This window comes from Micromonospora sp. WMMD730 (assembly GCF_049178955.1).
GTDB lineage: Bacteria > Actinomycetota > Actinomycetes > Mycobacteriales > Micromonosporaceae > Micromonospora > Micromonospora wenchangensis.
This window is the reverse complement of the sequence record NZ_JBMHML010000002.1, coordinates 4,206,849-4,231,706: the sequence shown is the minus strand read 5'-3', so window position 1 is coordinate 4,231,706 and position 24,858 is coordinate 4,206,849. Positions and strand designations below refer to the sequence as shown.

General features: G+C 72.8%; 11 protein-coding genes and 1 pseudogene. 10 read left to right on the top strand and 2 right to left on the bottom strand.

From position 1 onward, the window contains the following. Position 1: 1 nt before the first annotated feature. The 9 genes and pseudogenes from ACN265_RS18395 to ACN265_RS18355 form a co-directional block, all read left to right on the top strand. A pseudogene (locus ACN265_RS18395) lies at positions 2-8,605 on the top strand (SDR family NAD(P)-dependent oxidoreductase); the annotation flags it as partial. Between the two features lie 208 nt (positions 8,606-8,813). Next, on the top strand, positions 8,814-9,662 hold the full coding sequence (locus ACN265_RS18390; protein WP_421408689.1) for a hypothetical protein: 849 nt from the start codon (positions 8,814-8,816) through the stop codon (positions 9,660-9,662). Then, positions 9,659-12,745: a non-ribosomal peptide synthetase gene (locus ACN265_RS18385; protein ID WP_421408688.1), complete on the top strand. Its 3,087-nt coding sequence runs from the start codon at positions 9,659-9,661 to the stop codon at positions 12,743-12,745. Before ACN265_RS18390 ends, ACN265_RS18385 begins: the two co-directional genes overlap by 4 nt. A gap of 20 nt (positions 12,746-12,765) precedes the next feature. Beyond that, positions 12,766-13,767 (top strand): methyltransferase, encoded by a 1,002-nt coding sequence (locus ACN265_RS18380; protein WP_204925164.1) that lies wholly within the window; start codon positions 12,766-12,768, stop codon positions 13,765-13,767. Between the two features lie 2 nt (positions 13,768-13,769). Beyond that, positions 13,770-17,006: an ACP S-malonyltransferase gene (gene fabD / locus ACN265_RS18375; protein WP_421408687.1), complete on the top strand. Its 3,237-nt coding sequence runs from the start codon at positions 13,770-13,772 to the stop codon at positions 17,004-17,006. Positions 17,007-17,059: 53 nt separating this feature from the next. Continuing rightward, positions 17,060-18,223, top strand: coding sequence for a cytochrome P450 (locus tag ACN265_RS18370; protein WP_357927381.1), 1,164 nt, complete (start codon positions 17,060-17,062; stop codon positions 18,221-18,223). Positions 18,224-18,237: 14 nt separating this feature from the next. After that, entirely contained in the window at positions 18,238-18,657 is a 420-nt protein-coding gene (gene panD / locus ACN265_RS18365) for an aspartate 1-decarboxylase (protein WP_204925161.1), read from the top strand. A gap of 31 nt (positions 18,658-18,688) precedes the next feature. Continuing rightward, positions 18,689-19,645, top strand: a complete 957-nt coding sequence (locus ACN265_RS18360; protein ID WP_421408686.1) for a class I SAM-dependent methyltransferase — start codon at positions 18,689-18,691, stop codon at positions 19,643-19,645. Positions 19,646-19,654: 9 nt separating this feature from the next. After that, positions 19,655-20,992 (top strand): acyltransferase domain-containing protein, encoded by a 1,338-nt coding sequence (locus ACN265_RS18355; protein WP_421408685.1) that lies wholly within the window; start codon positions 19,655-19,657, stop codon positions 20,990-20,992. 101 nt (positions 20,993-21,093) lie between these two features. Here ACN265_RS18355 and ACN265_RS18350 read toward each other — a convergent pair whose 3' ends face one another. Both ACN265_RS18350 and ACN265_RS18345 read right to left on the bottom strand, forming a co-directional pair. Beyond that, positions 21,094-22,665 carry an MFS transporter gene (locus ACN265_RS18350; protein WP_420115645.1) on the bottom strand — a complete coding sequence of 524 codons (1,572 nt, stop codon included), beginning with the start codon at positions 22,663-22,665 and terminating at the stop codon, positions 21,094-21,096. Between the two features lie 147 nt (positions 22,666-22,812). Then, positions 22,813-23,484, bottom strand: a complete 672-nt coding sequence (locus ACN265_RS18345; protein WP_421408684.1) for a TetR/AcrR family transcriptional regulator — start codon at positions 23,482-23,484, stop codon at positions 22,813-22,815. 124 nt (positions 23,485-23,608) lie between these two features. Between ACN265_RS18345 and ACN265_RS18340 the strand changes: the two genes are divergently transcribed. Next, a complete protein-coding gene (locus ACN265_RS18340; RefSeq protein ID WP_421408683.1) occupies positions 23,609-24,850 on the top strand; it encodes a cytochrome P450 family protein in 1,242 nt (413 codons plus the stop codon). Positions 24,851-24,858: the final 8 nt, after the last annotated feature.

Below are 24,858 nucleotides of genomic sequence, written 5' to 3'. Positions count from 1 at the left end.
CACCGCGGAACTGCAGGTCACCCGCCAGCGGCTGCGCGCGGCGGAGAACAGGACCGCCGAGCCGGTCGCCATCGTCGGCATGGCCTGCCACTACCCCGGCGGTGTCGACTCACCGGAGGACCTGTGGTCCATGGTCGCCGAGGGCCGCGACGGCATCACCGGGTTCCCCCGCGACCGTGGCTGGGACGTGGACGCCCTCTACCACCCCGACCCCGACCACCCGGGCACCTCCACGGTCCGCGACGGCGGATTCCTGCACGACGCCGCGGCCTTCGACGCCGCCTTCTTCGGAATCTCCCCGAAGGAGGCGGCCTACACCGATCCCCAGCAGCGGCTGATCCTGCAGACCTCGTGGGAGGCGGTGGAACGGGCCGGCATCGACCCGGTGACGCTGCGCGACACCCGTACCGGGGTGTACGTCGGGGCCATGCACCACGACTACCACGGCGCCCAGGGCGGCGGCAGCGTCGTGTCGGGGCGGGTCGCCTACCAGCTCGGCCTGCGCGGGCCGGCCGTCACCGTGGACACCGCATGCTCGTCGTCGCTTGTCGCACTGCACCAGGCGGTCCGGGCCCTGCAACGCGGCGAATGCGACATGGCGCTGGTCGGCGGCGTAACCGTGATGGCCACGCCTGACGCGTTCGTCGAGTTCAGCCGGCAGCGCGGGCTCGCCCCGGACGGGCGGTGCAAGCCGTTCGCGGCGGCGGCCGACGGCACCGCCTGGTCCGAGGGCGTCGGCGTGCTGGTGCTGGAACGGCACTCCGCGGCGAGGGCGGCCCGCCGGTGGATCCACGCGACGATCCGTGGCCTCGCCGTCAACTCGGACGGGGCCAGCAACGGACTGACCGCCCCGAACGGCCCCGCCCAGCGCCGGGTGATCCAGGAAGCCCTGGTCGACGCCGGTCTCACCCCGGCCCAGGTGGCGGTCGTCGAGGCGCACGGCACCGGCACCCCGCTGGGCGACCCGGTCGAGGCGCAGGCGGTGCTCGCCGTCTACGGCCGGGAACGCCCCGTCCCCCTGCGGCTGGGCTCGATCAAGTCCAACCTCGGGCACACCCAGGCTGCGGCCGGCGTCGCCGGGATCATCAAGATGGTCATGGCCATGCGGCACGGGGTGCTGCCGCGCACGCTGCACCTGGACCGACCCACGCCGTACGTGGACTGGTCGGCCGGTGCCGTCGAGCTGCTGACCGAGCCGGTCCCGTGGCCGGCCGGCGACGAACCGCGCCGCGCGGCCGTCTCGTCCTTCGGTGTCAGCGGCACCAACGCGCACGTCATCCTTGAGGAGCCCCCGGCTGCCGCCCCGGCACCGGTGGCCGATCCCGGTGCGCGATGGCCCTACGCCTGGGCCGTGTCCGGCTGCACCCCGGCGGGTCTGCGCGCCCAGGCCGCGGGACTGGCCGCTCATCTGGGTACCCGACCCGACCTGGACCCCTGGGACGTCGCGTCGTCGCTGGTCACCACGCGGGCGGGACGGGAACACCGGGCCGTGGTGTGCGGTGCCGACCGCGACGAACTGCTCGCCGGTCTCGCCGCCGTCGCCGCAGGACGGCCGTCGCCGGACGTGGTGGAGGGCGTCACCGGGGCACCCGGTCCGGTGGCGTTCCTCTTCCCCGGTCAGGGATCGCAGTGGCGGCAGATGGCGGTGCGACTGCTGGCGGGCAACACGGTCTTCCGCAGGCAGATCGCCGAGTGCGAGGCCGCTCTCGCGCCGTACGTCGACTTCGACCTGACCGCCGTGCTGCGCGGCGAGCAGGACTACGACCGGGTCGACATCGTGCAGCCGGTGCTGTTCGCGATGATGGTGGCGCTGGCCGAGGTGTGGCGTTCGGTGGGCGTGACACCGGCCGCGGTCGCCGGCCACAGCCAGGGTGAGATCGCCGCCGCATACGTCGCCGGGGCACTGACCCTGCCGGACGCCGCCCGGGTGGTGGCACTGCGCAGCCGGGCACTGACGGAGCTGTCCGGTCTCGGCGGCATGATGTCGGTGGCGTTGTCCGCCGGGCAGATGCGCGAGCGCCTGCGCGCCTGGACCGGGCGGCTGTCGCTGGCCGCGGTCAACGGCACTTCCTCGGTCGTGGTCTCCGGTGACGGTGACGCGCTCGACGAACTGCTCGCCGAGCTGGAGGCCGAGGACGTGCGGGCCCGCCGGGTGGACGTGGACTACGCCTCCCACAGCGCGCACGTGGAACGGGTGAGGGACAAGGTCCGCGACGCCCTGGCCCCGGTGACCCCGACCCGGCCCGTCGTGCCCTTCTTCTCCAGCGTCGAGGGCCGGTGGATCGACGACGACCCGCTCGACGCCGACTACTGGTACCGCAACCTGCGCGAGCCGGTCCGCTTCGACGAGGCGGTCACCGCGCTCGCCCGCCACGGCTGCACCACCCTGCTGGAGGTCAGCCCGCACCCGGTGGTGTCGACCGGTGCCCAGGAGACGGTGGACGCGCTCGACGCCGACGTCGCCGTCCTGCACACGTTGCGGCGCGACGAGGGCGGACCGGAGCAGATGGTCCGGGCGTTGGCCCAGCTGCACGTGCAGGGCGTCCGGCCGGACTGGTCGGTGGTGTGGCCCGGCACCCGGGCGGTCGAGCTGCCCACCACCGCCTTCGTGACCGAGCGGTACTGGCTGCCGGCCGGCGGCGCAGACCCGGGCGCGCTCGGCCTGGACGCCGTCGAGCATCCCGTCCTGCGGGCCGCCGTGTCCGGTGCCGACCGGATCGTGCTCACCGGCCGGCTGTCGGTTGCCACCCATCCGTGGCTGGCCGACCACACCGTCCAGGGCCGTGTCGTGCTCCCCGGCGCGGCCGTGGTGGACATGGTGTCCCGGGCCGGCGACGAGGCCGGTTGCCCGGTGATCGCGCAACTGACCCTGCTCGTTCCCGTCGTGGTGCCCGAGGACGCCGAGGTCCGGCTCCGGATCGAGACCGGTGAACCCGGTGCGGACGGCGCGCGGGAGCTGACCGTGTACGGTCGGGTCGGCACCGGCGGCTGGACGCTGCACGCCACCGCCGTGCTCACCGCGGGCGGTGAGCTGCCGCCGCCGACGGCGACGGCCTGGCCCCCGGCGGACGCCGAGCAGCTCGACGTGGAGCACCTCTACGACCGGTTGGCCAGTGCCGGGCTCCGGTACGGGCCGCTGTTCCGGGGCGTCCGGGCGCTGTGGCGCGACCACGCGCACCTGTACGCCGAGGTCGCCCTGCCCGGCGTCGAGCCGGGTGGATTCGGCATCCATCCCGCCCTGCTGGACGCCTGCCTGCACCCGGTGGCGCTCGGGGACTTCGGGGCCGGGACGCAGGATGGGCCCGCGCTGCCGTTCGAGTGGACCGGGATCCGGGTGCACGCGACAGGTGCCGACACCGTCCGCGCCACCCTCACGGGCACCGGGGACGGTGCCGTGCGTATCGAGCTGACCGACCCGTCGGGGACACCCGTCGCGTCGGTACGGTCCCTACTGCTCAGCCCGCTTCCGGACGGCGCGCTCGGCCGGACCGATCACGGCGACCTGCTGCTTCCGCAGTGGACACCCCGCCCGCTGCCGGACGGATCCGCCGTCGGGTACACGGTCCGTGATCCCGCCCTGGCGCGGCTGCTGCGCGTTACGCCGAGTGACGAGGCTGCCCGGTTCGTGCTCGTGCCTGCCCCGACCGGCCCACCCGCCGAAGCCGCCGAGCGGGCTCTCGCCGTGGTGCAGGAGTGGCTCGCCGACGAGCGCGGGGCCACCTCCACCCTCGTCATGGTCACCCGGCGGGTGCTCGACGATCCCGGCGAGGCCGCGGCGGCGGCGCTGGTGCGCTGCGCGCAGCTGGAGCATCCGGACCGCCTGGCGGTGCTCGATCTCGCCGACGGCGACGACGCCACCATCGCGGCGGTGCCGGCCGCGCTGGCTGCGGACGAGCCGCAACTGGGCCTCGCTGCCGGCGCCGCGCGGGAGTTACGACTGGTCCGGGTGTCACCGACGGGTGAACCCCCCGGTGACCTGGGCACCGTCCTGGTGACCGGTGCCTCGGGCACGCTCGGCGGCATCGTCGCCCGGCACCTGGTGCACGAGCGCGGCGTCCGTGACCTGGTGCTGGCGAGCCGACGCGGCCCCCAGGCGCCGCAGGCGGCCGCCCTCGCCGCGGAGCTGAGCGCGGGCGGTGCCCGGGTCGCGGTGGTCGCCTGCGACGTCGCGGACCGGGCGGAGCTGACAGCACTGCTCGGCACGACCGCCGTCACCACGGTGGTGCATGCCGCCGGTCTGCTTGACGACGGCCTGGTGACGGACCTGACGCCGGAACGGCTCGCCCGGGTGCTACGTCCGAAGGTCGACGCGGCCTGGCTCCTGCACGAACTGCTTCCGCAGGCCCGGCTGATCCTGTTCTCCTCCGCGGTGGGCGTGTTCGGCGGGCTCGGCCAGGCCAACTACGGTGCGGCCAACGCCGCCCTGGACGCGCTGGCCCGGGTCCGCCGGGCCGCCGGGCTCCCCGGCGTCTCGGTGGCCTGGGGCATGTGGGCCGACGAGAGTGCGATGACCGGTCAGGCCGACATGTCGCGGTTCCGTCGCTCGGGGTTCCTGCCGCTGCCCCGCGAAGCCGCGCTGGCGGCGTTGGACGCCGCCCTCACCGCCGCCGTGCCGGTGCTCGTTGCGGTCCGACTCGACCTGCCCGCACTGCGGGCCACCGGCGACGCCGTGCCGCCGGTGCTGCGGGACCTCGCCGGGGTGCCGGTGCGGCGGTTGGCCGCACGTGGCGGTGCCGTCGCCTCCGAGCTGGCGGGCCGACTCGCTGGCAGGGCCCCGGCCGACCGGCACCGGATGCTGCTCGACCTCGTGCTCGCGCACGCCGCCGCCGTGCTGGGGCACGCCTCCCCCGACGCGATCGACCCGGACGGGGCGTTCAAGGCGGTGGGGTTGGGCTCGCTCAGCGCGGTCCAACTGCGCAACCGGCTCGCCGGCGCGACCGGGCTGCGGCTGCCCGCCACGCTCGCGTTCGACCATCCCAACCCGGCCGCGCTGGCCCGGCACCTCGACGAACGCCTGGCCGGCGCGGATCAACCGGTCACCGTCGGGACCGTCGCCGCCGCCGGGACCGGGGACGATCCGGTGGTGCTGGTCGGCGTCGGCTGCCGGTTGCCCGGCGGCGTCCGTGGCCCGGAAGACCTGTGGGACCTGCTGGTCACCGGACGGGATGCGATCGTGCCGTTCCCCGACGATCGCGGCTGGCCGCTCACCGACCTGCACGATCCGGACCCGGACGCTCCCGGCACCTCGTACGCCCGGTCGGGTGGTTTCCTGCCGGGTGTCGGCGAGTTCGACGCCGCCTTCTTCGGGGTGTCGCCACGGGAGGCCGTGGCGATGGATCCCCAGCAGCGGCTGCTGTTGGAGACCGTCTGGGAGACCTGCGAGGACGCCGGCATCGACCCGGGCGTCCTGCGCGGCAGCCGAACCGGCGTGTTCATGGGCGCCATGTACCAGGACTACGGACGGTTGCTGGAGGGCGGCTCCGCTGAGGGGTTCCTCGCCCCGGGCGTCGGTGGGGGCGTGCTGTCCGGACGGATCGCGTACACCTTCGGGTTGGAGGGCCCGGCGGTCACCGTGGACACCGCCTGCTCGTCGTCGCTGGTGGCGTTGCACCTGGCCGCGCAGGCGATCCGGGCGGGGGAGTGTGACCTCGCGTTCGCCGGCGGGGTGACCGTGCTGGCCACGCCCGCGGTGTTCGTGGAGTTCAGCCGCCAGCGCGGGCTCGCCGCGGACGGCCGGTGCAAGCCGTTCGCCGCGGCCGCCGACGGGACCGGCCTGGGCGAGGGCGTCGGTGTGGTCCTGGTCGAGCGGCTGTCGCGGGCCCGCGAGCAGGGCCACCGGGTGCTGGCGGTGCTGCGCGGTAGCGCGGTCAACTCCGACGGGGCGAGCAACGGGCTCACCGCGCCGAACGGGCCGGCCCAGGAGCGGGTGATCCGGGCGGCGCTGAACGCCGCCGGGCTGCGCCCGTGCGACGTCGGCGCGGTGGAGGCGCACGGCACGGGCACGGCACTCGGCGATCCGATCGAGGCGCAGGCGGTGCTCGCGGTGTACGGCGCCGAGCGCCCCCGGCCGCTGTGGCTCGGCTCGATCAAGTCCAACCTCGGACACACCCAGGCGGCAGCCGGTGTGGCCGGGGTGATCAAGGCGGTGTTGGCGCTGCGGCACGGCCTGCTGCCGCGCAGCCTGCACGTCGACGAGCCGTCCCGGCACGTGGACTGGTCAGCCGGGAACGTGGCGCTGCTGACTGCGGCGCAGCCCTGGCCGCGTCACGAGGTGCCGCGACGCATGGGCGTGTCGTCGTTCGGCATCAGCGGCACCAACGCCCACGTGGTGATCGAGGAGGCACCGCCGGAGCCGGAGCCGGACGGGGAACGGCCGGTCCTCGACGGGGTGCCGTGGCTGCTGTCGGCGCGGTCCGAGGGTGCGCTGCGGGAACAGGCGGCCCGGCTGGCGGCCACCGCCACGGATCCGGCGTCGGTGGCGTACTCACTGGCCACCACCCGTGCCACCCACCGGCATCGGGCGATGGTCACCGGCGGGGACGAGACGCGGCTGCGAGCCGGGCTGGCCGTGCTCGCCTCGGGGCGGACCGGCCGGGGCGTGCTGCGGGCCACCGCCACGCGGCAGCGGCTGGTCCTGGTGTTCACCGGCCAGGGCAGCCAACTGCGGGGGATGGGCCGCGGGCTGTACGAGACGTTCCCCGAGTACGCCCGCGCCTTCGACGAGGTGAGCGCACACTTCACGCTGGACACGCCGCTGCACGAGGTGGTGTTCGGCGACGGTGACCTGATCGACCGCACGGAGTACACGCAGCCCGCCCTGTTCGCCCTCCAGGTGGCCCAGTTCCGCCTCGTCACCTCGTGGGGGCTGCGACCCGACCTGCTGATCGGCCACTCGATCGGTGAACTGTCCGCGGCGTACGTGGCGGGCATGCTCGCGCTCGGTGACGCCGCCACGCTGGTCACGACCCGGGGGCGGGCCCTGGCCGGCCTGCCGGCCGGCGGCGCGATGGTGTCCGTCCGCGCCGCCGAGGCGCAGGTCCTGCCGCTGCTGGCCGGGTACGGGGACCGGGTGTCGATCGCCGCGGTCAACGGCCCGGACGCGGTCGTGCTCTCCGGGGACGAGGACGCGGTGCTGGAGGTCGCCGGGACGCTGTCCGACCGTGGACACCGCCACCGGCGTCTCCGGGTCGCGGTCGCGTTCCACTCGGCCCGGGTGGAACCGGCGCTCGCCGGGTTCCGGGCGGTCGCCGAGACACTCGGATTCCAGCAGCCCCGGATTCCGATCGTCTCCACGGTACGGACCGAGGAGAAGCTGATCTCGCCGGCCTACTGGGTGGACCAGCTTCGCGGCGCCGTGCGCTTCGTCGACGCGGTGCACGAGGCGCAGCGGGCGGGTGGCACCGCGTTCCTGGAACTGGGACCGGACACGGTGCTGGCTCCGGCCGTCCACGCCTGTCTGCCGGAGGCGACGGTGTCCTCGGTCGCGCTGGCCCGACGGGACCGGCCAGCGGTCCACGCCGCCCTCGCGGCCGTCGGCACCCTCCACACGCAGGGCCTCCACGTCGACTGGCCGGCCGTGTACGCGGGCCGTGAGCCCCGGCGCTGCCCGCTGCCGCGGTACCCGTTCCAGGCGCGCCGGTTCTGGCCCGAGCCGATGCCGACGTCCGTCCCGGTCACCGTGCGCCGCCCCGGCGCGGATGCCCTCTGGGCTGCGCTCGGGTCCGGGGATCCGCAGGTCGCCCTCGGCCTGCTGGGCCTGCGTGGCGACGAGACACCGCAGCAGGTTCTCGCGGCCGTGGCCCGGTTGCGGCCCGATGCGGTCCGGCGGCCGCTGCGGTGGCGGCTGGTGCCGGACGTCGCACCGCCGGTGCTGGACGGGACCGTCGCACTGGTGCCACCGCCCGGCGGTGACCCGGACCTGACCGATGCCCTCGCCGGCGCGCTGGCCCGACACGGCGCCCGGGTGACGGTCGACGTCACCGGGCGGCCGGATCTGGTGATCGCCCTGCCCGGCGCCGAGCCGGTCGCGGTGCCCGGGGTGCCGTCGTGGGCGCTCACCCGGGACGCCTCGCTCCCGGTCGCCGACCATGTCGTCGACCTTCCACCGGAGGTGGACGCCCTGGCCAGGGGCCGGCTGTGCGCGGTCATCGCGCAGCGGTACCCGGTGACCCGGATCCGGCCCGAGGGGGTGTTCGTCGGCGAGTACGCCGACGACGAACCGACCGGGCCGGCGGTCGCGGTGGAGCCGTCCGTCGGCTGCGTGCCGTCCGGCTCCGTACCGGCCGCCGTCGCGCCGGAGGATCCCGCTCCGTCCGGCGAGCTGCGGGCGGCATTGACGCGGTTGCCCCGTGACCGGTGGAACGCCGAGGTCCTGGCGGGGGTGCGGAAACTGACGGCGGCCGTACTCGGGCACGACTCCGCCTCCGAGATCGACGCCGGTGACGAGTTCTTCGACCTGGGGCTGTCGTCGGTCACCGCGCTGGAACTGCGCGACCACCTGGTCGCGTTGACCGGTCTGGAATGGGCGGCGGACGTGCTCTACGAATGCCACACACCGCAGGTGCTCGCCGATGTGGTGGTCGCTCGACTGAGTGAGGAAAAATAGCCGCTGGTTGATACCGAAATCAACTTTTCCAGCGTGGTCCAAGGGATCCTCGCCTGCTGAAACGCGCCCAAGTATCGCTTGTCCAATGACTTCTGCATTCGGGTAGACAGCGTGAGGGAAAGTGGAATAGTCTCGCCGGAAAGCAGCCTCCGTCGATGCGTCAACAAATAATTAGGTATTGACTTTAGTTGATCAGGAGAACTGTCAGATGCCAAGCCCTGCCGTGTGGAACGTGGTGCTCGACGCAGCACCGGACGCCGACGTCGTGCTGGCCACCGACTTCCCGGTGACGGGCCGCAACGAAGGCGGGTTCGCCGACCTGACGCCGCACCTGGGCCTGGACTGCGCCCTGTGGCAGACCGTCGCCCCCGTCCGCGTCCCCACCTCCGGTGTCGACCAGGACGAGTACCTAGCCCCCTGGCTGACCGAGGTCACCCGCAGTGGGCGCACCGTCCGGGCGATCCTGGGCTACTGCGCCGGATCGGTCTTCGCCGGCGTCCTGGCCGAGCGGATCGCCGCCCGGCAACCCACCGCGCCGCAGGTGGTGGTCTTCGATCCCGAGCTGGTCGACGTGCCCACCGTCCACCTGCAGTTCGGCCGGGTCGTCGGCAACATGACGGCGGTGTTGACCCCGGCGGAGGTCAGCGAACTGGCCGACGCGGCGCAGCGGCTGGCGGCACGCCCCGGGAGCACACCTGCCGAGTTCGCCGCCGAACTGTACGCGGTCTTCGAGCCGGTCGGCTCCACGGCGCTACGCCGCGCCGGCCTCGACGAGGACTACGCCGCCGAGCTGGTGGCACTGGTCGGATCGTTCATGACCTATCTCGGCGTCGCCGCGGGGCTGGATCCCCGTCCCGGCTGGTCCCGTGCCACCGTCATCACCTCGGCGACCCCGACCAGCGGGCTCAACCGGATGCGCGCCACCGCCGGGGCGGCCCCCATCGGGATCGCCGACGAGGTCCGGTTCGCGGTGGAACACCGCGACCTGCTGCGCACCCCGGAGGTCGCCGCGACAGTGGCCGGCCTCCTGGCCGCCGGATCGCGGGCCGGCCGGTGAGGGCCGTAGCCCCGGACCCACCCGTCCGCGCCTCCCGCAAGGAGACCGCCCTCTGGCTGCTCGACGATCTCGTGCCCGGCAGCGGCGCGAACAACCTGTCGTTGGCCTTCCGCGTCGTCGGCCGTCTCGACCCGGCTGCCCTGACGGCCGCGCTGGACCTCCTACCCCGCCGGTACGAGGCGCTGCGCACGGTCTTCCACCGCACCGACGCCGCTCTGACCAGGACGGTCCTGCCCAGCCTCAGGATCACACCGGAGCGGGTCAGCCGGCCCGCCGACGAGCGCGGCACACTGACCGCCTTCGTGGCCCGCCCGTTCCACGCCGACGGCAGCCCGCTCCTGCGCGCCCTGCTGCTGCACGGCCCCGAGGACGACGTCCTGTGCCTTGCCCTGCACCACGCCGTCGCCGACGTGACGTCCACCGCCATCCTGCGGGCACAGCTCGTCGAGTTCTACGAGGCGGTGCTGGCCGGCCGGGACCCCGACCCCGGCGAGGTGCCCGTCTGGCACGAGCCCGCGCCGTCCGAGCAGAGCGAGAAGTTCTGGCGCGACACCATGAGCGGTTTCCGCTCGTCCGGTCTGGAACTGGGGTGCGAGAAGCCGGCACCGTCGACCACCACGCTCCAGGGTGACGAGGTCACCCACACCCTGTCGCCCGAGGCGCACGCGGTGGTCCGGCGGTTGCAACGCGAGCTGCGCGCCCCCGAGTCGGTCGTCCTGCTCACCGCGTACGCGGTGCTGCTGGCCGGGCACGGCGCCGGCCCCGACCTGACCATCGGATCACCGGTCAACGCCCGCAGCCGGGAGGCGGCCGGTGCGGTCGGCTACCACAGCAACCTGCTCACCCTGCGCCTGCTGACCGAACGCACCATCGGTTTCCGGGAACTCGCCGGTCGTGCCCGCCGGGTCTTCATGGAGGCGATGGCCCACCTGGACATGCCCGCCGACGAACTGCTCGACGTGGTCGACCGCGACGGTTCCGGCTGGCGCAACGTGCTGTTCCGGCACGTGTTCAACTACGTGCCGTTCGCCGCCGGGCAGCGCCGCTTCACCGTGGCCGGCGCCGCCGCCGAACTGGTCGTGGTCGAGAACGGGTTCAGCCAGTTCGACCTGGAGTTCTTCGTGACGTCCGACCGGGACAGCGCGACCGTGCGCGCGGCGTTCTACACCGGAGTCCTCGACCGTGCGGACGTCGAGCTGATCGTCCGCCGCTACGACGCGCTGCTGGTCGCCGTCGGCGACGACCTCGACGCGCCGATCGGGTCGCTGTCGATCTGGTCGCCGCAGGACCACGCGATCATCGGAGCAGCCAACGCGACCGACCGCCCGGTCGAGCTGACGTCGGTGCTCGCCGGATTCGCCGGGCGCGCCGCCGCCGACCCGGCCGCCCCGGCGATCCGCGACGGCGACCGGCTGGTCAGCTACGGACACCTGTGGTCCGCCGCCGTGCACACCGCCGAGCGGCTGACAGCGGCCGGCGTCCGCCCCGGCGACATCGTCGCGTTGCTCGTGCCCCGGGGCGCGACGCTGGCCGCCGCCGTGTTCGGCACCTGGCTCGCCGGCGCGGCGTACCTCCCCCTGGACCCGCACCACCCGGCGGAACGGATCGCCTACCAGCTCGACGACGCCGGAGCGCGGGTGGTGGTGACCGGAGCGGGGCTCGCCCCGCCCGGCGACCGGCGGACGGTTGCGGTGCCCGACGTCGGCGCCGCCCCGACGGTCCGGGTCGACACCACCACCGCCGCCGCCGTGGCGCGACCGTCCGCCCTGGCCTACGTGATCTACACGTCCGGTTCCACGGGCCGGCCGAAGGGCATCCCGATCACCCATCGGAGCCTGGTCAACCACATCACCGACTACGCGGTGCGCTTCGGCGTCGCCGGATCGCAACGGCCGACCGGCTGGCTCAGCACGTACAGCTTCGACACCTCGTCGCTGGAGTTGATGATGCCGCTGCTGCACGGCGGGCACACGGTCGTGCTGCCCGACGAGGCCCGCACCGACGGCAGCCTGCTGGCGGCGGCGGTGCGGACGCACGACATCGGCTTCCTCCAGGCGACCCCGACCACCTGGCGACTGGTCGTCGACCAGATCACCGACCTCGTTTCCGGACGGACGCTGCTCAGTGGGGGCGAGCCGCTGCTGCCGGGGCTGGCAGCCACCCTGATCACGGCAGGTGCCCGGCTGTGGAACGTCTACGGCCCGACCGAGAGCACGATCTGGGCGACCGCCGGCCGGGTACCGGCGGACCCGGGGCCCCGGGTGGACGTCGGGGCGCCGGTCGCCAACACCCGCATCTTCGTCGCGGGCCCGGACGGGGAGCCGCTGCCGGTCGGTCTGCGCGGCGAGCTGTGCGTCGCCGGGGTCGGCGTCGCCGCCGGCTACCACGGACGCCCCGATCTGACCGCCGAGCGTTTCGGCGTGCATCCCGGGTACGGCCGCTTCTACCGCTCCGGCGACGTGGCGCGCTGGCGGCCCGACGGCCGGATCGACCTGTTCGGCCGGATGGACCGGCAGGTGAAGCTGCGTGGCAACCGGATCGAGTTGGGCGAGATCGAGGGCGTCCTCACCGATCATCCGGACGTCGAGGCGGCCGCCGTGGTCGTCGTCGGGAATCCCGGCGCCGACGGCAGCCTGGCCGCGTTCGTCCGGGTCCCCGGTCGGCCGGAGGCCGTCGACGAGCTCTGGGAGTACGCCCGTGGGCGGTTGCCGCGGTCGGTGGTGCCGCACCGGTTCCTCGCGGTGGAGGCGTTCCCGCGGACCGGCAGCGACAAGGTCGACTACCTGGCATTGGCGGACCTCGCCGTCCGGGAGCCGGCGGGGCCGGGCGGTGCCGCACCGGGTGGGAGCCCTGCCACCGGCGACCGGCTCACCACGACCCTGGTCGCGCTCTTCGCCGAGCTGCTCGGCCGGTCGGACCTGGACGCCGATGCGCACTTCTTCACCAACGGCGGTCACTCGCTGCTCGCCGCCGCGCTGGCGCAGCGGATCAGGGACGAGACCGGTGTCCGGCTCGCCCTGACCGACGTGTTCGAGAACCCGACCCCCGCCGTGCTGGCCGACCGGCTGCGCGGACTCACCTGAGCGACCGGAAGGGGACATCCATGGAGATCCTGAAACTGGCGATCAGCGGCTGGTTCGCCCGCGCGCTGGCGGTCTTCATCCGCCTGGAGATCCCGGACATCCTGGGCGACGGCGCGATGACCGCAGCCGAGCTGGCGCGACGTACCGACACCGATCCGCAGGTGCTCTACCGGCTCCTGCAGATGCTCACGGTGCCGGGCGTGGTCGTGCACACCGGGGACGAGTTCCGGCTCGCTGAGGGGCACGAGATGCTGCGCGCCGACCACCCGTACACCCTGCGGCACTTCGTCATCCTCTCCGCCGAGCTGTACGACGACGCGTTCGCGGGCCTGATGCACACGGTGAAGACCGGCCGATCCGGCTTCAAGGAGGTCTTCGGGGAGTCCCTGTACGAGTACCTGGAGACCCACCCGGACGACGCCGACCTGTTCGACAGGGGCATGGTCGACCTGGCCGGACCGATCGCGGCGTGCCTGGTCGCCGTACACGACTTCAGCGGGGTCACCTCGATCGTCGACGTCGGTGGCGGCAGCGGCGGCCTGCTGCCCGGGCTGCTCACCGCCAACCCCGTCATGCAGGGCACCGTCGTCGACCGGCCGAGCGTCTGCGCACGCGGCCCGGCGACCCTCGCCCGGGTGACCGACAAGACGGTCATCGACCGGATCACCTTCGCCCCCAGCGACTTCTTCACCGAGGTCCCCGCCGGTGCCGACAGGTACGTGCTCAAGAACGTGCTGCACGACTGGACGTACGACAACTGCGTCCGGATCCTGCGCACCGTGGCGACCGCCCTGGCCGGCAGCCCACCCGGTGCCCGGCTACTGGTCGTGGAGCCGCTGGTGGAGACCGACCTGGACGGCTGGCGTGCGGTGTTCCAGGCGGTCGCCTGCGACGAGGGCACCCTCGGGTTGGACGAGGAGGAACTGCGTCGGGCGCTGACCGAGGCGGGTCTGACCGTCGAGTCGGTCACCCCGCTGCCCACCGGCCACAAGTTGCTCGAGACCTCGCTGCGGCCCGCCTGACCATGCTCACACCGGTCTTCCTCTTCGCGGGCCAGGGCTCCCAGTACCACGGGATGGGCCGGTGGCTCTACGGCGCCGATCCGATCTTCCGGGACGCGCTGGACTCCCTGGACGCGGTCGTGCGTGACGTCCGTGGCGACTCCGTCGTCGCGGGCATCCACAGCGACGGACAGGGCGCGGAGCGGCCGATGACCCGGTTCGCCCTCACCCAACCGGCCATCTTCATGGTGGAGTACGCGCTGGCCAGCATGCTGCGTGCCCACGGGTTCGAGCCGGCGGCGGTCCTCGGCGCCAGCCTGGGTGAGGTGGTCGCCGCCGCCGTCGCCGGCATGTTGGACCCCGCGGACTGCCTGCGCTCGCTGCTCGACCAGGTGGAGCTGTTCGAGGCGGAGTGCCCGCGCGGTGGCATGCTGGCGGTCCTCGCCGACGCCGGGCTCGTGGCGCGCGATCCGGCGCTGGCCGGTGCCTACCTGGCCGCGATCAACGCGCCGGACAACTTCGTACTGGCCGGCACCGCCGACCGGCTCGACGGCATCGAACGCCACCTGAACGCCTCCGGGGTGCTCTGCCAGCGGCTGCCGGTGCTGTTCCCGTTCCACTCACCGCTGATCGACGGGGTGCGCGACACGTTCACGAAACTGGTGGGCGGGCTCGCCCTGCGGCCCGCGACGATTCCGCTGATCTCCGGGACGACCGGCACCGAGGTACGCCGCCCCGACCCGGAGCACTTCTGGCAGGTGCTGCGCGAGCCGTTCAACCTGTCGCGGGCCCTCAAACCCCTGCTGGCGCGCGATGACCTGCTCTTCCTGGATCTGGGTCCGTCCGGGTCGATGGCCAACCTGGTGCGGGCACGACTGCCGGTGGGCAGCCGCTCCCGGGTGCTGCCCCTGCTCTCCCCGTACGCCCGCGACGAGGTGCTGTACCGGGCGGTGCTCGACACCCGTCCCCTGGTCGCCGCACCGGCCCGACGAAGCGAGGTGACCACCGTGACCGACGCGACCCCCGTCGCCGGCCCCGCCGACCCCGGCGACGGCTTCGACGTCTACGTCTTTCCCGGCCAGGGCGCCCAGGCCCGGGGGATGGGCCGCGACGTGTTCGACCGGTTTCCGGACCTGGTCGACCGGGCCGACGCCGTCCTGGGGTACTCCCTGCGGGAGCTGTGCCTCAAGGACCCGGACCGCAACCTGCGCGACACCCGGTACACCCAACCCGCGCTGTACGTGGTCGAAGCCCTCACCTGGCTGGCCGTCCTGCAGGAGGGCGGTCGCCTGCCCGACTACCTGCTCGGCCACAGCCTCGGCGAGTTCGCCGCCCTGTTCGCCGCGGGCGTCTACGACTTCGAGACCGGACTGCGCCTGGTCGCCGAACGTGGCCGGCTGATGGGGCAGGTCACGGGCGGCACGATGGCGGCGGTCTCGGCCGTCGACGCCGACCTGGTCCTGGAGGTGCTCCGCGCTCACGAACTGTCCGACGTCGACATCGCCAACTACAACGCGCCGACCCAGACGGTCGTCGCGGGTCCGGCCGACGCGGTCGCCCGTGCGGTGGCGCTGTTCAAGGAGAAGGGCGCCCGCTGTGCCCCGCTCAACGTCAGCGCCCCGTTCCACAGCCGCTACATGACGCCCGCGGCGCAGGAGTTCGGACGCCTGCTGGACGCGACGACCTTCGCCGCCCCCAAGATCCCGGTGATCAGCAACGTCGACGCCCGGCCGTACGGGACCGGTGCGGTGGCCGCCACGCTGCGTCGCCAGATCGTGTCGCCGGTGCGCTGGACCGACAGCATCCGGCTGCTCATGGGCCGGGGTGAGTTCCGCGTCCGCGAACTCGGCCCGGGGCAGGTGCTGACCAAGCTCATCGCCCGGATCCGCGAGGAGGCCGACCCGCTGCTACCTGAGCCGGCGCGGACCGTCGCGGTCACCGCGCCGGCCCCGACCGCGCCGCGGCGCGCGGAGCTGGGCTCGGCGGCGTTCCGGCAGGCGTACGGCGTCCGGCACGCCTACGCCGCCGGCGGCATGTACCACGGCGTCAGCTCCGTCGAGCTGGTCTCCCGGCTGGCCCGCTCCGGCCTGCTGGGCTACTTCGGGGCGGCCGGACTGCCGGTCCCGGATGTCGCGGCCGCGATCGACGGCATCCGGGCCGCCGCCGGGCGCGGTGCGCCGTTCGGGGTCAACCTCACCTACGATCCGTTCGACCCGGGCGCCGAGGTGGAGCTGGTCGGCCTGCTGGTGCGCGAGGACGTCCGCTTCGTCGAGGCGGCCACGTACGTCGAGGTGACCGCCCCGCTGGTGCGCCATCGGCTGACCGGCGCCAGGATCCTGCCGGACGGCAACGTGCACGCCCCGCGCAGGCTGCTGGCCAAGGTGACCCGTCTGGACACCGCCCGCCTGTTCTTCGCGCCGCCGCCGCCGTCCCTGGTGCGACGGCTGCTGGACGAGGGCCTGCTCACTGCCGAGGAGGCCGCGGCCGGCGAACGGATCGCCCTGGCCGACGACATCTGCGCGATCGGCGACGGGGCCGACTACACCGACCAGGGCGCACTGACCGCACTGCTGCCCTCGGTGCGCCGCCTGCGCACCCAGCTCGGCGGGGTCGCGTCCGCCGTACGGGTCGGGGGTGGCGGTGGCATCGGCTCCCCGGAGTCGGCCGCGGCGGCGTTCGTGCTCGGTGCCGAGTTCGTCCTCACCGGCTCGATCAACCTGTGTACCGCCGAGAGCGGACTCGCCGCCTCCACCAAGGATCTGCTGCCGGAGCTGGACGTGCACGACACCGCATACGCTCCCTACGGCGGGCTGTTCGAACTCGGCGGCCGGGCCCGGGTGATGCGCAAGGGCGTGCTCTTCCACGTGCGTGCCGGCAAGCTGTACGACCTCTGGCGCACCTACGACTCCTGGGACGCGGTGCCCGCACCGGTCCGGTCCCGGGTGGAGCGGGACTACTTCGGTGCCGGCTTCGAGGAACTGGCGTCGCGCCTCGCCGCCTCCGGCGGTCCGGCCACCGACCCCAAGCGCCGGATGGCCCTGGTCTTCCGCTGGTACTGCGCCCAGGCACAGCGCTGGGCGATCGAGGGCACCCCCGCCCGGACCGCGGACTACCAGGTGGCCTGCGGGCCCGCGCTGGGCGCATGCAACCACTGGCTGCGCGGCACCCCGCACGCCGACTGGCGCGACCGGCACGTCGACGAGTTGGCCGACCGGCTCATGACCGAAGCCGCCGAGATCGTCGGGTCGGCCGGCATCTAGAGAGTAAGGAGAACGTCGTGTCCGAGACCGTTCGTGTCGTCGAGGGTCTGCCCATGGCACGTGGCACATGCCCCTTCGACCCCGCGCCCGAACTCGCCGAGCTGCGCCGGGAGCAACCGGTGGCCCGGATGGAGTTCCCGGACGGCCATCTCGGCTGGCTGGTCACCGGCTACGACCAGGTCCGCCGGCTCCTGGCCGACAAGGGCATGAGCTCGCGCGGTGACCTGCTGCGCTCGCCCATCCCGCTGCCGATGGCCGGGGACCGGACCGAGGTGGCGCCGGGGATGTTCACGGCGATGGACCCGCCGGACCACACCCGCTTCCGGCGTCGGTTGACCGCCTGGTTCTCGGCCCGACGCACCCGCACCCTGGAACCACGGCTGGTCGAACACGTCGAGCGGTACCTCGACGACATGATCGGGGCGGGCGGTCCGGCCGACCTGGTCGGCGCGTTCGCCGAGCCGGTGGCCGCGCTGGCGATCTGCGAGCTGCTCGGCGTCCCGGTCGACCAGCGTGAGGTGTTCGTGCGGGGGATCAAGGCGCTGTTCACCGTCCACTCCAGCGCGGCGGAGGCCATCGCCGGCTGGCAGGAGATCGGTGGGCTGTTGGCGGGCCTGGTCCGTGCCAAGCGGGTCGAGCCCGCCGACGATCTGCTCGGCACGCTCGTCACCGACGGCGAGTTCACCGACGAGGAACTGGCGACCGTCGGCAGTGTGCTTCTCGTCGCCGGCTACGACACCAGCAGGAACATGCTCGGGCTGGGCACGTTCGCCCTGCTGGAGCACCCCGGCCAGTACGCGGCGCTGGCTGCGGACCCGGGCCTGGCCGCCAACGCGGTCGAGGAGCTGTTGCGCTATCTGACGATCGTGCACGCCGGGTCGATCCGGGCGGCCGGCACCGACCTGGAGTTCGACGGGCACCGGCTGACCGCCGGCGACGCGGTGTCGCTGTCGCTGGCCGCGGCGAACCGGGATCCGGCGCTCTGCGACGACCCGGACCGCCTCGACATCACCCGGACGCCGGTGCCGCACCTCGCGTTCGGCCACGGCATCCACCAGTGCGTCGGGCAGCAACTGGCGCGGCTCGAACTGCGCGTCGCATTCGAGTCGCTGGCCCGGCGGTTGCCGGGGCTGCGCCTGGCGGTACCCGCGGACCAGGTCCGCACCAGTCCGGAGATGATCATCTACGGCGTGCACGAGCTGCCGGTGACATGGTGAACGGAGACCACCCGATGTACCGAGAGATGCTCAAGTCAAAGATCCACCGCGCCACGGTGACGCAGTCGGACCTGCACTACGTCGGCTCGCTCACCCTCGACTCCACCCTGATGGCTGCCGCGAACCTGCTGCCCGGCGAGAAGGTCGACGTCGTGGACGTCGACAACGGCGCCCGGCTCAGCACCTACGTCATCGAAGGGCCCACCGACAGCGGCGTGGTCGGCATCAACGGCGCCGCCGCCCGGCTGATCAGCCCCGGTGACCTGGTCATCATCATCTCCTACGCGGCGATGGCCGACGAGCAGGCCCGCTCGTACCGGCCGACGGTGGTCTTCGTCGACGGTGCCAACCGCCCCCGGAACATCGGGTCCGATCCGGCCGAGGTGCCTGCCGGCGTCGACGACCTGATGCGTGGCGACACCGTCAATGCGTGACCGTACCGACCCGGCGAACTCGGAGACCGCGATGAACCGACCCGACGTGATGACCTCGTTCACCACCGGTCTCGCCGACATCAACCTCGACGAGACCGACGGCCGGCGGGCGGGGACGCAGGCCGCCGCCATGAAGTCGGCCAGCTCCTCGATCTACGACATGGCGGCCACCCTCTCGGGCCGGGGCGAACTGTGGAACTGGGGCATGTGCGATCCCGACCTGGCCGCCGAGATCGAGGCCCGGCTGCCCGGGTTCGCCGAGTTCGGCACGGACGGCTTCAGCGAGCAGCTCTACTACCTGGCCCTGCGCGACCTCCCGGACGGCCTGGACGGGTGCGCCGGGCAGACGCTCCTGGAGGTCGGCTGCGGGGCGGGGGAGGGGCTCAACTTCCTGTCCCGGCTCGTTCCCGACACCCGGATGACCGGCCTGGACCTGTCACCGAGGGCGGTCGCCCGGGCCAACGCGACCCTGGCGCGCGGCGACAGCCTGCGCTTCGTCCAGGGTGACGCCGAGGACCTGCCGTTCGAGGACTCCTCGGTGGACGTCCTGATCAACATCGAGAGCTCCCACACCTACCCCGACCTCGAGCGGTTCCTGCGCGAGGTCGCACGGGTGCTGCGTCCGGGCGGGGCCCTGTCGCACATCGACGTGTTCACCCGCCAGCGGCTGCAGACGATGCGGCGGATCACCGCGGAACTGCCCCAGCTGACGTGGGTCACCGATCACGACGTCTCCGCTGCGGTCCGGGCCGCGGTCCGCCGACGGATGACCCCGGGCAGCCGCTTCCGCCGGACGCTGGACCGTCAGCGGATGAACCCGTTGGTGCGGACGATCGCCACGCACAGTCAGATCCTGATGTTCGGCGGCATGTTCGCAGGCTACCGGCCACCGGCGTCGATCAGGGCGCTCAGCCGGGTGGGCGTCGTGCCGTGGATGAGCGGCCTGCCCATGGAGAGCTACCGGCACCAGGTCGCCGTCCGGGTGTGAGGGGGAGACGTGACCACCCACTTGTTCGCCGTCGCCGCCGAGACCGGGGACGGCCTGCTCGCCGCGATCCGCGGGCATGCCGACCGGATCCGGGGCGGCCGGAACCTGCCCCCGCTGGACCGGTACTGCCACGACGCGGCGACCGGGACAGCCGGCCTGCCGCACCGGGCCACGCTCGTCGCCGACTCCTACGACAGCCTCGCGGCCGGCCTGGCCGAGCTGTCGGCCGCAGGGGCGGACCGCCCGGCGGCGCAGCCGCTGCGGCGAGGGCCGGGCCCGGTGTTCGTCTTCGCCGGACAGGGCGCGCAGTGGGACGGGATGGGCCTGGAGTTGCTGGCCACCGAGCCGGTCTTCCGCGCGGCGCTGCTGCGCTGCGAGGAGCGGGTGCGTACGCTGGCCGGTTTCTCGGTGACCGAGCAGTTGCGGGCCGACCCGGCGACGTCCCGGCTCGGCGAGATCGACGTGCTGCAACCGACGATGGTGTCGTTGCAGGTCGCCCTCGTCGCCCTGTGGCGCAGCTGGCACGTGGAACCGGCCGCGGTGGTCGGCCACAGCATGGGCGAGATCTCCGCGGGGTACGCAGCCGGCGCGCTCACCCTCGACGACGCCCTGCTGATCGCCTGCCGCCGCAGCTCCCTGCTGCGCCGGATCACCGGTCGGGGTGCCCTGGCCACCACGGAACTGTCGCCGGAGGCCGCGCACGCGCTGGCCGACGCCAGCGGGGGGCGCATCTGCGTCGCCGGGGAGAACAGCCCCCGCTCGACGGTGCTGGCCGGGGACACCGGGTCCCTGACCGCGCTGATCGAGGACCTCGACCGGCGTGACGTCTACTGCCGGATGGTGCGGGGCACGGTCGCCTCGCACAGCCACTACGTCGACGAACTCCGCGACGACCTGGCCGCCGCGCTGCGCCCGCTGCGTCCGGTGGCGTCACGGGTGCCGGTGTACTCGACGGTGACGGGCGCACCCGTGCCCGGCACCGCGCTCGGACCGGCGTACTGGATGCGGAACCTGCGGGAGCCGGTCCGGTTCGCCGCGACCGTCACCCGGCTGGCCGAGGACGGTCACGATGTCTTCGTCGAGATCAGCACCCACCCGGTGCTGATCAGCAGCCTGAGGCAGACGCTGGAGAGCGCGGGGCGGACGGCCGAACTGCTGCCCTCCGGCCGCCGGCGGGCCGAGCGCAATGCCGTGCTGTCGTCGCTCGGCACGCTCTACGCGTGTGGTCACGACGTGCACTGGCCGGCACTCGCCCCGCCGGCACCGGGGCTCACCCCGTACCAGGAGGCGGTCCTGGACGCGGTCCGGCTTCCCCGGCCCGCGCCGGCGCGGGCAGGTTCACGATGACGGCCGGACCCGACGGGGGACACCAGCCGCTGGGTGCCCGACCCGTGGTACGGGACAGGACCCGGCGATCAGAGGCCCGGATGTCGCAGGCGCGGGGGTCCTCAGGACATCCCCAGCCGCCGCGGTCGCCGGGGCAGCAGGAAGAGCAGACAGATCACCGCGGCAAGTCCGGCGGACGCCCAGTAGAGGGCTTCGCTGAACGTCGCGATGAACGTCCGGGTCTTGATGTCGGCCAGGGTGCTCCCGATCGCGGCCTGCTGACCGGGGTCGCCGCCGGCCAGCGTGCGGCAGCTCTGCGGTACGGCGGTGATGTCGGCCTGACCGAGCGCCTCGGTGGCGCAGGTGCGGATGGCCGTCTGCTGCGACGCGACGGCCGGGACCTCCGGAAGCACCCGGTCCGCCTGCGTCCCCGCGTTGGTGGCGAGAGCCGAGAAGAAGATGCCGCCGATGATCGCCACACCGAGGGCGGCACCGAGCTGACCGGCAGCGTTGATCAGACCGGACGCCGACCCGGCCTCCCGTGGCTCGACCTCGGTCAGGATCATGCCGGTCAGCGGGGCGAGCAACATGCCCATTCCGGAACCGAGCAGCAGCATGGGAACGACGGCGTGCCACGAGGTGATCGTCTCGCCGGCCAGTTGGGCGATCCGCGCGTACAGCAGGAGCCCGACCAGCATCAGCAGCGCCCCGGCGAACAGGCAGTTGCGGCCGTAGCGGGGGAACAGCTTACGGACGGCGAGGTTACCGGCGATCGGGACGCCCAGCGAGAACGGAATCGCCGTGAGGCCGGTGTGCAGCGCCGACCAGCCGAGGCCACCCTGAAGGTAGAGCGTCCAGCTGAGGAAGAACCCGGCCGGGATGCAGCTGAACAGCAGCTGGGTGCCGACGCCGGCGCCGAAGGTCCGGATCTTGAACAGCGAGAGGGCCACCAGCGGCGATCCGTCCTTGGCGGTCTTGTAGCGCTCGTAGAGCACGAACACCGCGAGGACGGGCACGGAGGCGACCAGCGAGACGATGCTCCAGACGGGCCAGCCGAGCTCACGACCGCGCAGCAGCGGCAGCAGCAACAGCAGCAGACCGGCGATCACCAGCACCATGCCGACGAGGTCCAGCCGGTTGGCGCGCGGCGACCGCGACTCACGCATCCACATCCAGCCGGCGACCAGGGCGGCCGCGCCGATCGGAAGGTTGACCACGAAGATGGTGCGCCAGCCCAGGTCGGCCGGGTTCCACGAGATGAGCAGCCCACCCAGCAGCGGCCCGGCGACGATGGCCAGGCCGATCATGCTGGCGTACAGGCTGACGACCCGGCCGATCTCCTGCGGCGGGAAGGTGACGTGGATGATCGCCAGGACCTGGGGGACCATGACCGCGGCGGCGATGCCCTGCAGCACCCGGGCACCGACCAGGACCTCGGAGGTGGGGGCGAAGGCGCACAGGGCGGAGGCCAGGACGAAGCCGGCAACCCCGGTCAGGAACATCCGCTTGCGGCCGAAGATGTCGCCGAGCCGCCCTCCGGTGATCAGGACGACGGCGAAGCACAGCGTGTAGCCGACTGTCAGGGCCTGTACGGCGGCCGCCGAAGCGCCGAGATCCTCCTGGATGCTCGGGATCGCCACGGTGACGATGTTGACGTCGAGCAGGTCCATGAAGGTCGCGACGAGCAGGACCATCAGCGCCAGCCAACGGTGGGGATGTGGGCCGTCGGCGGCTGCGACGGGAGATCCGATGGCCCCTGCGGGCGCCGGCTCCACTTCCTGGCTCATGAGATGTGCTCCAGTTCTTGCGGTTCGTCGCCGGTAGCGGACACCGGCGATGGTTTAGGGGGCGGTCGGGTTCGCAGCGGACGCGCCGTCCGCCTCGGACGTGCCGGTACGGGCGAGCGCGGTCCACGACCGCATCAGCAGCTCCACGACGTCCATGACGTCTCCGGCCGGGCTGTCGCCGGCCAGCAGCACGCGCTGGATGGACAGCCCGTCGTCCAACGCGTGCACGATCAGCGCCAACAGCTCCACCGGCGCGGGTGGCGTGACCGACCGGGCGGCGAAGCCCCGCGCGAGCGCCTGGGCCATGGCTTCGTGGGACCGTCGTTCGCGGTCGGCCATCAGGGACAGCACCTGCGGATCGCGCCTCGCGTAGAGCCACAGTTCGGTGCGCAGCGCCAGCCAGCTCGCGAAGTTCTTGTCCCGTTCCCGGTGCCAGCCACGCAGGTGCTCGATCGTCTCCTCGAACGACCCGGCCTTGCTGCTCAGCGCCTGCACCTCCTGCAGTTCGCGTTCGGTGCGCTGCTCCAACAGGGCCAGGACCAACTGTTGTTTGCCGTCGAAGTTGCCGTAGAAGGCACCCCGGGTGTACCCGGCGCGTTCGACGATCTGCTCGACCGAGGTGCCGTTGACACCGAACTCGGCGAACAGCTCGGCTGCCGCCTGCAGCAGCTCCTGGCGGGTGATTTCCCGGCTCTGCTGGCGGGTGAGTCGTTTGCTGATGATCAACCTCCTCGTGAGACTCAGATACGGTACCGTATTCTGATACAGTGTTGTATCCGAATGCCGCATAACCCACCCCGGGGCGTGTCGCAGCGAACGTCGGCGGCGCACCGACACTCGGGTCAACGTCGTGAGCAATCGAATGGGGATGCTGGTGACCGGAGCATTCGACTGGACGGACGTCGAGTTCGACCTGTCCAACGTGAACTTCGTAACCGACCGGGACGCCGGGGAGCGCTGGCTGAGCGCCCCCCGGCCGGTGTGTCCGGGCCGGTTCTCCGACGGTAACGAGGTCTACGTCGTCACCCGCTACGACGCGGTCCGCAGCCTCTTCACCGATCGTCGGGTCAGCAACCATCCCCCGGAGGGCGTCCATCTCGACAGCATGCGCCGCCGGGGTGTGCCCGAGGAACTACTCAAGTACTTCGACTCCACGATCATGACGATGGTGCCGGAGGACCACCGGCGGGTGCGGTCGCTGATCGACCGGGCCTTCTCGGCGCGGCGGGTCAGGACCCTGCGCCCTCGGATCGAGCGGCTGGTCGACGACCTGCTCGACCAGATGGATGCCGCCGGGGAGGTCGACCTCGTCGCCGAGTACGCCCATCCGATCTCCACGACGATCATCTGTGAGCTGCTCGGTGTCGACGACGAGTACCGCGACAGGTGGCTGCGGTGGACCGAGGCGTTCACCACCTTCGTCCGGCCCGACCCGGTGATGCTGCCGCCCGCGCTGCGCGGCATGGTCGACACGGTCATCAGGTTGATCGGCGCGCGGCGGGCCCAACCCGGCGACGACCTGATCTCCGATCTGGTCAAGGCGAGCGACGAGACCGAGAAGCTCGACGAGGTCGAACTGGTCGCCCTGGTGCTGGTGCTGGTGCAGGCCGGCCTCGACACCGTCCGGCACTCGATCTCGCTGAGCCTGTTCCACCTGCTGGTCCATCCCGATCAGCTCGAACTGGTCAGGTCGCAGCCGGAGAACACCGTCCAGGCGGTGCGGGAGTTGATGCGCTACGCCGGCCCGATCAAGATGGCCCTGCCACGCTTCGCCGTGGAGCCGATCGAGGTCGACGGGGTGACCATCCCCGAGGGCGGCCAGATCCAGCTCGTGGTGGGCGCCGCCAACAACGACCCGCAGCGGTTCACCGATCCACGCACCCTGGACGTCACCCGGGTCGACAATCCGCAGCTCAGCTTCGCTGCCGGCGACCACTTCTGCCCGGGGGCGTCGTTGGCCACCGCGGAGACCGAGATCGCGCTCAACAAGTTGTTCGCGCGCTTTCCCGGTGTCCGCCTGACCGGCGACCCCGACGAGGTGGGTCCGCGATTCCTCAAGGCCGTGTCACGCCTGCCCGTACGGCTCGTGTGATCACCGTT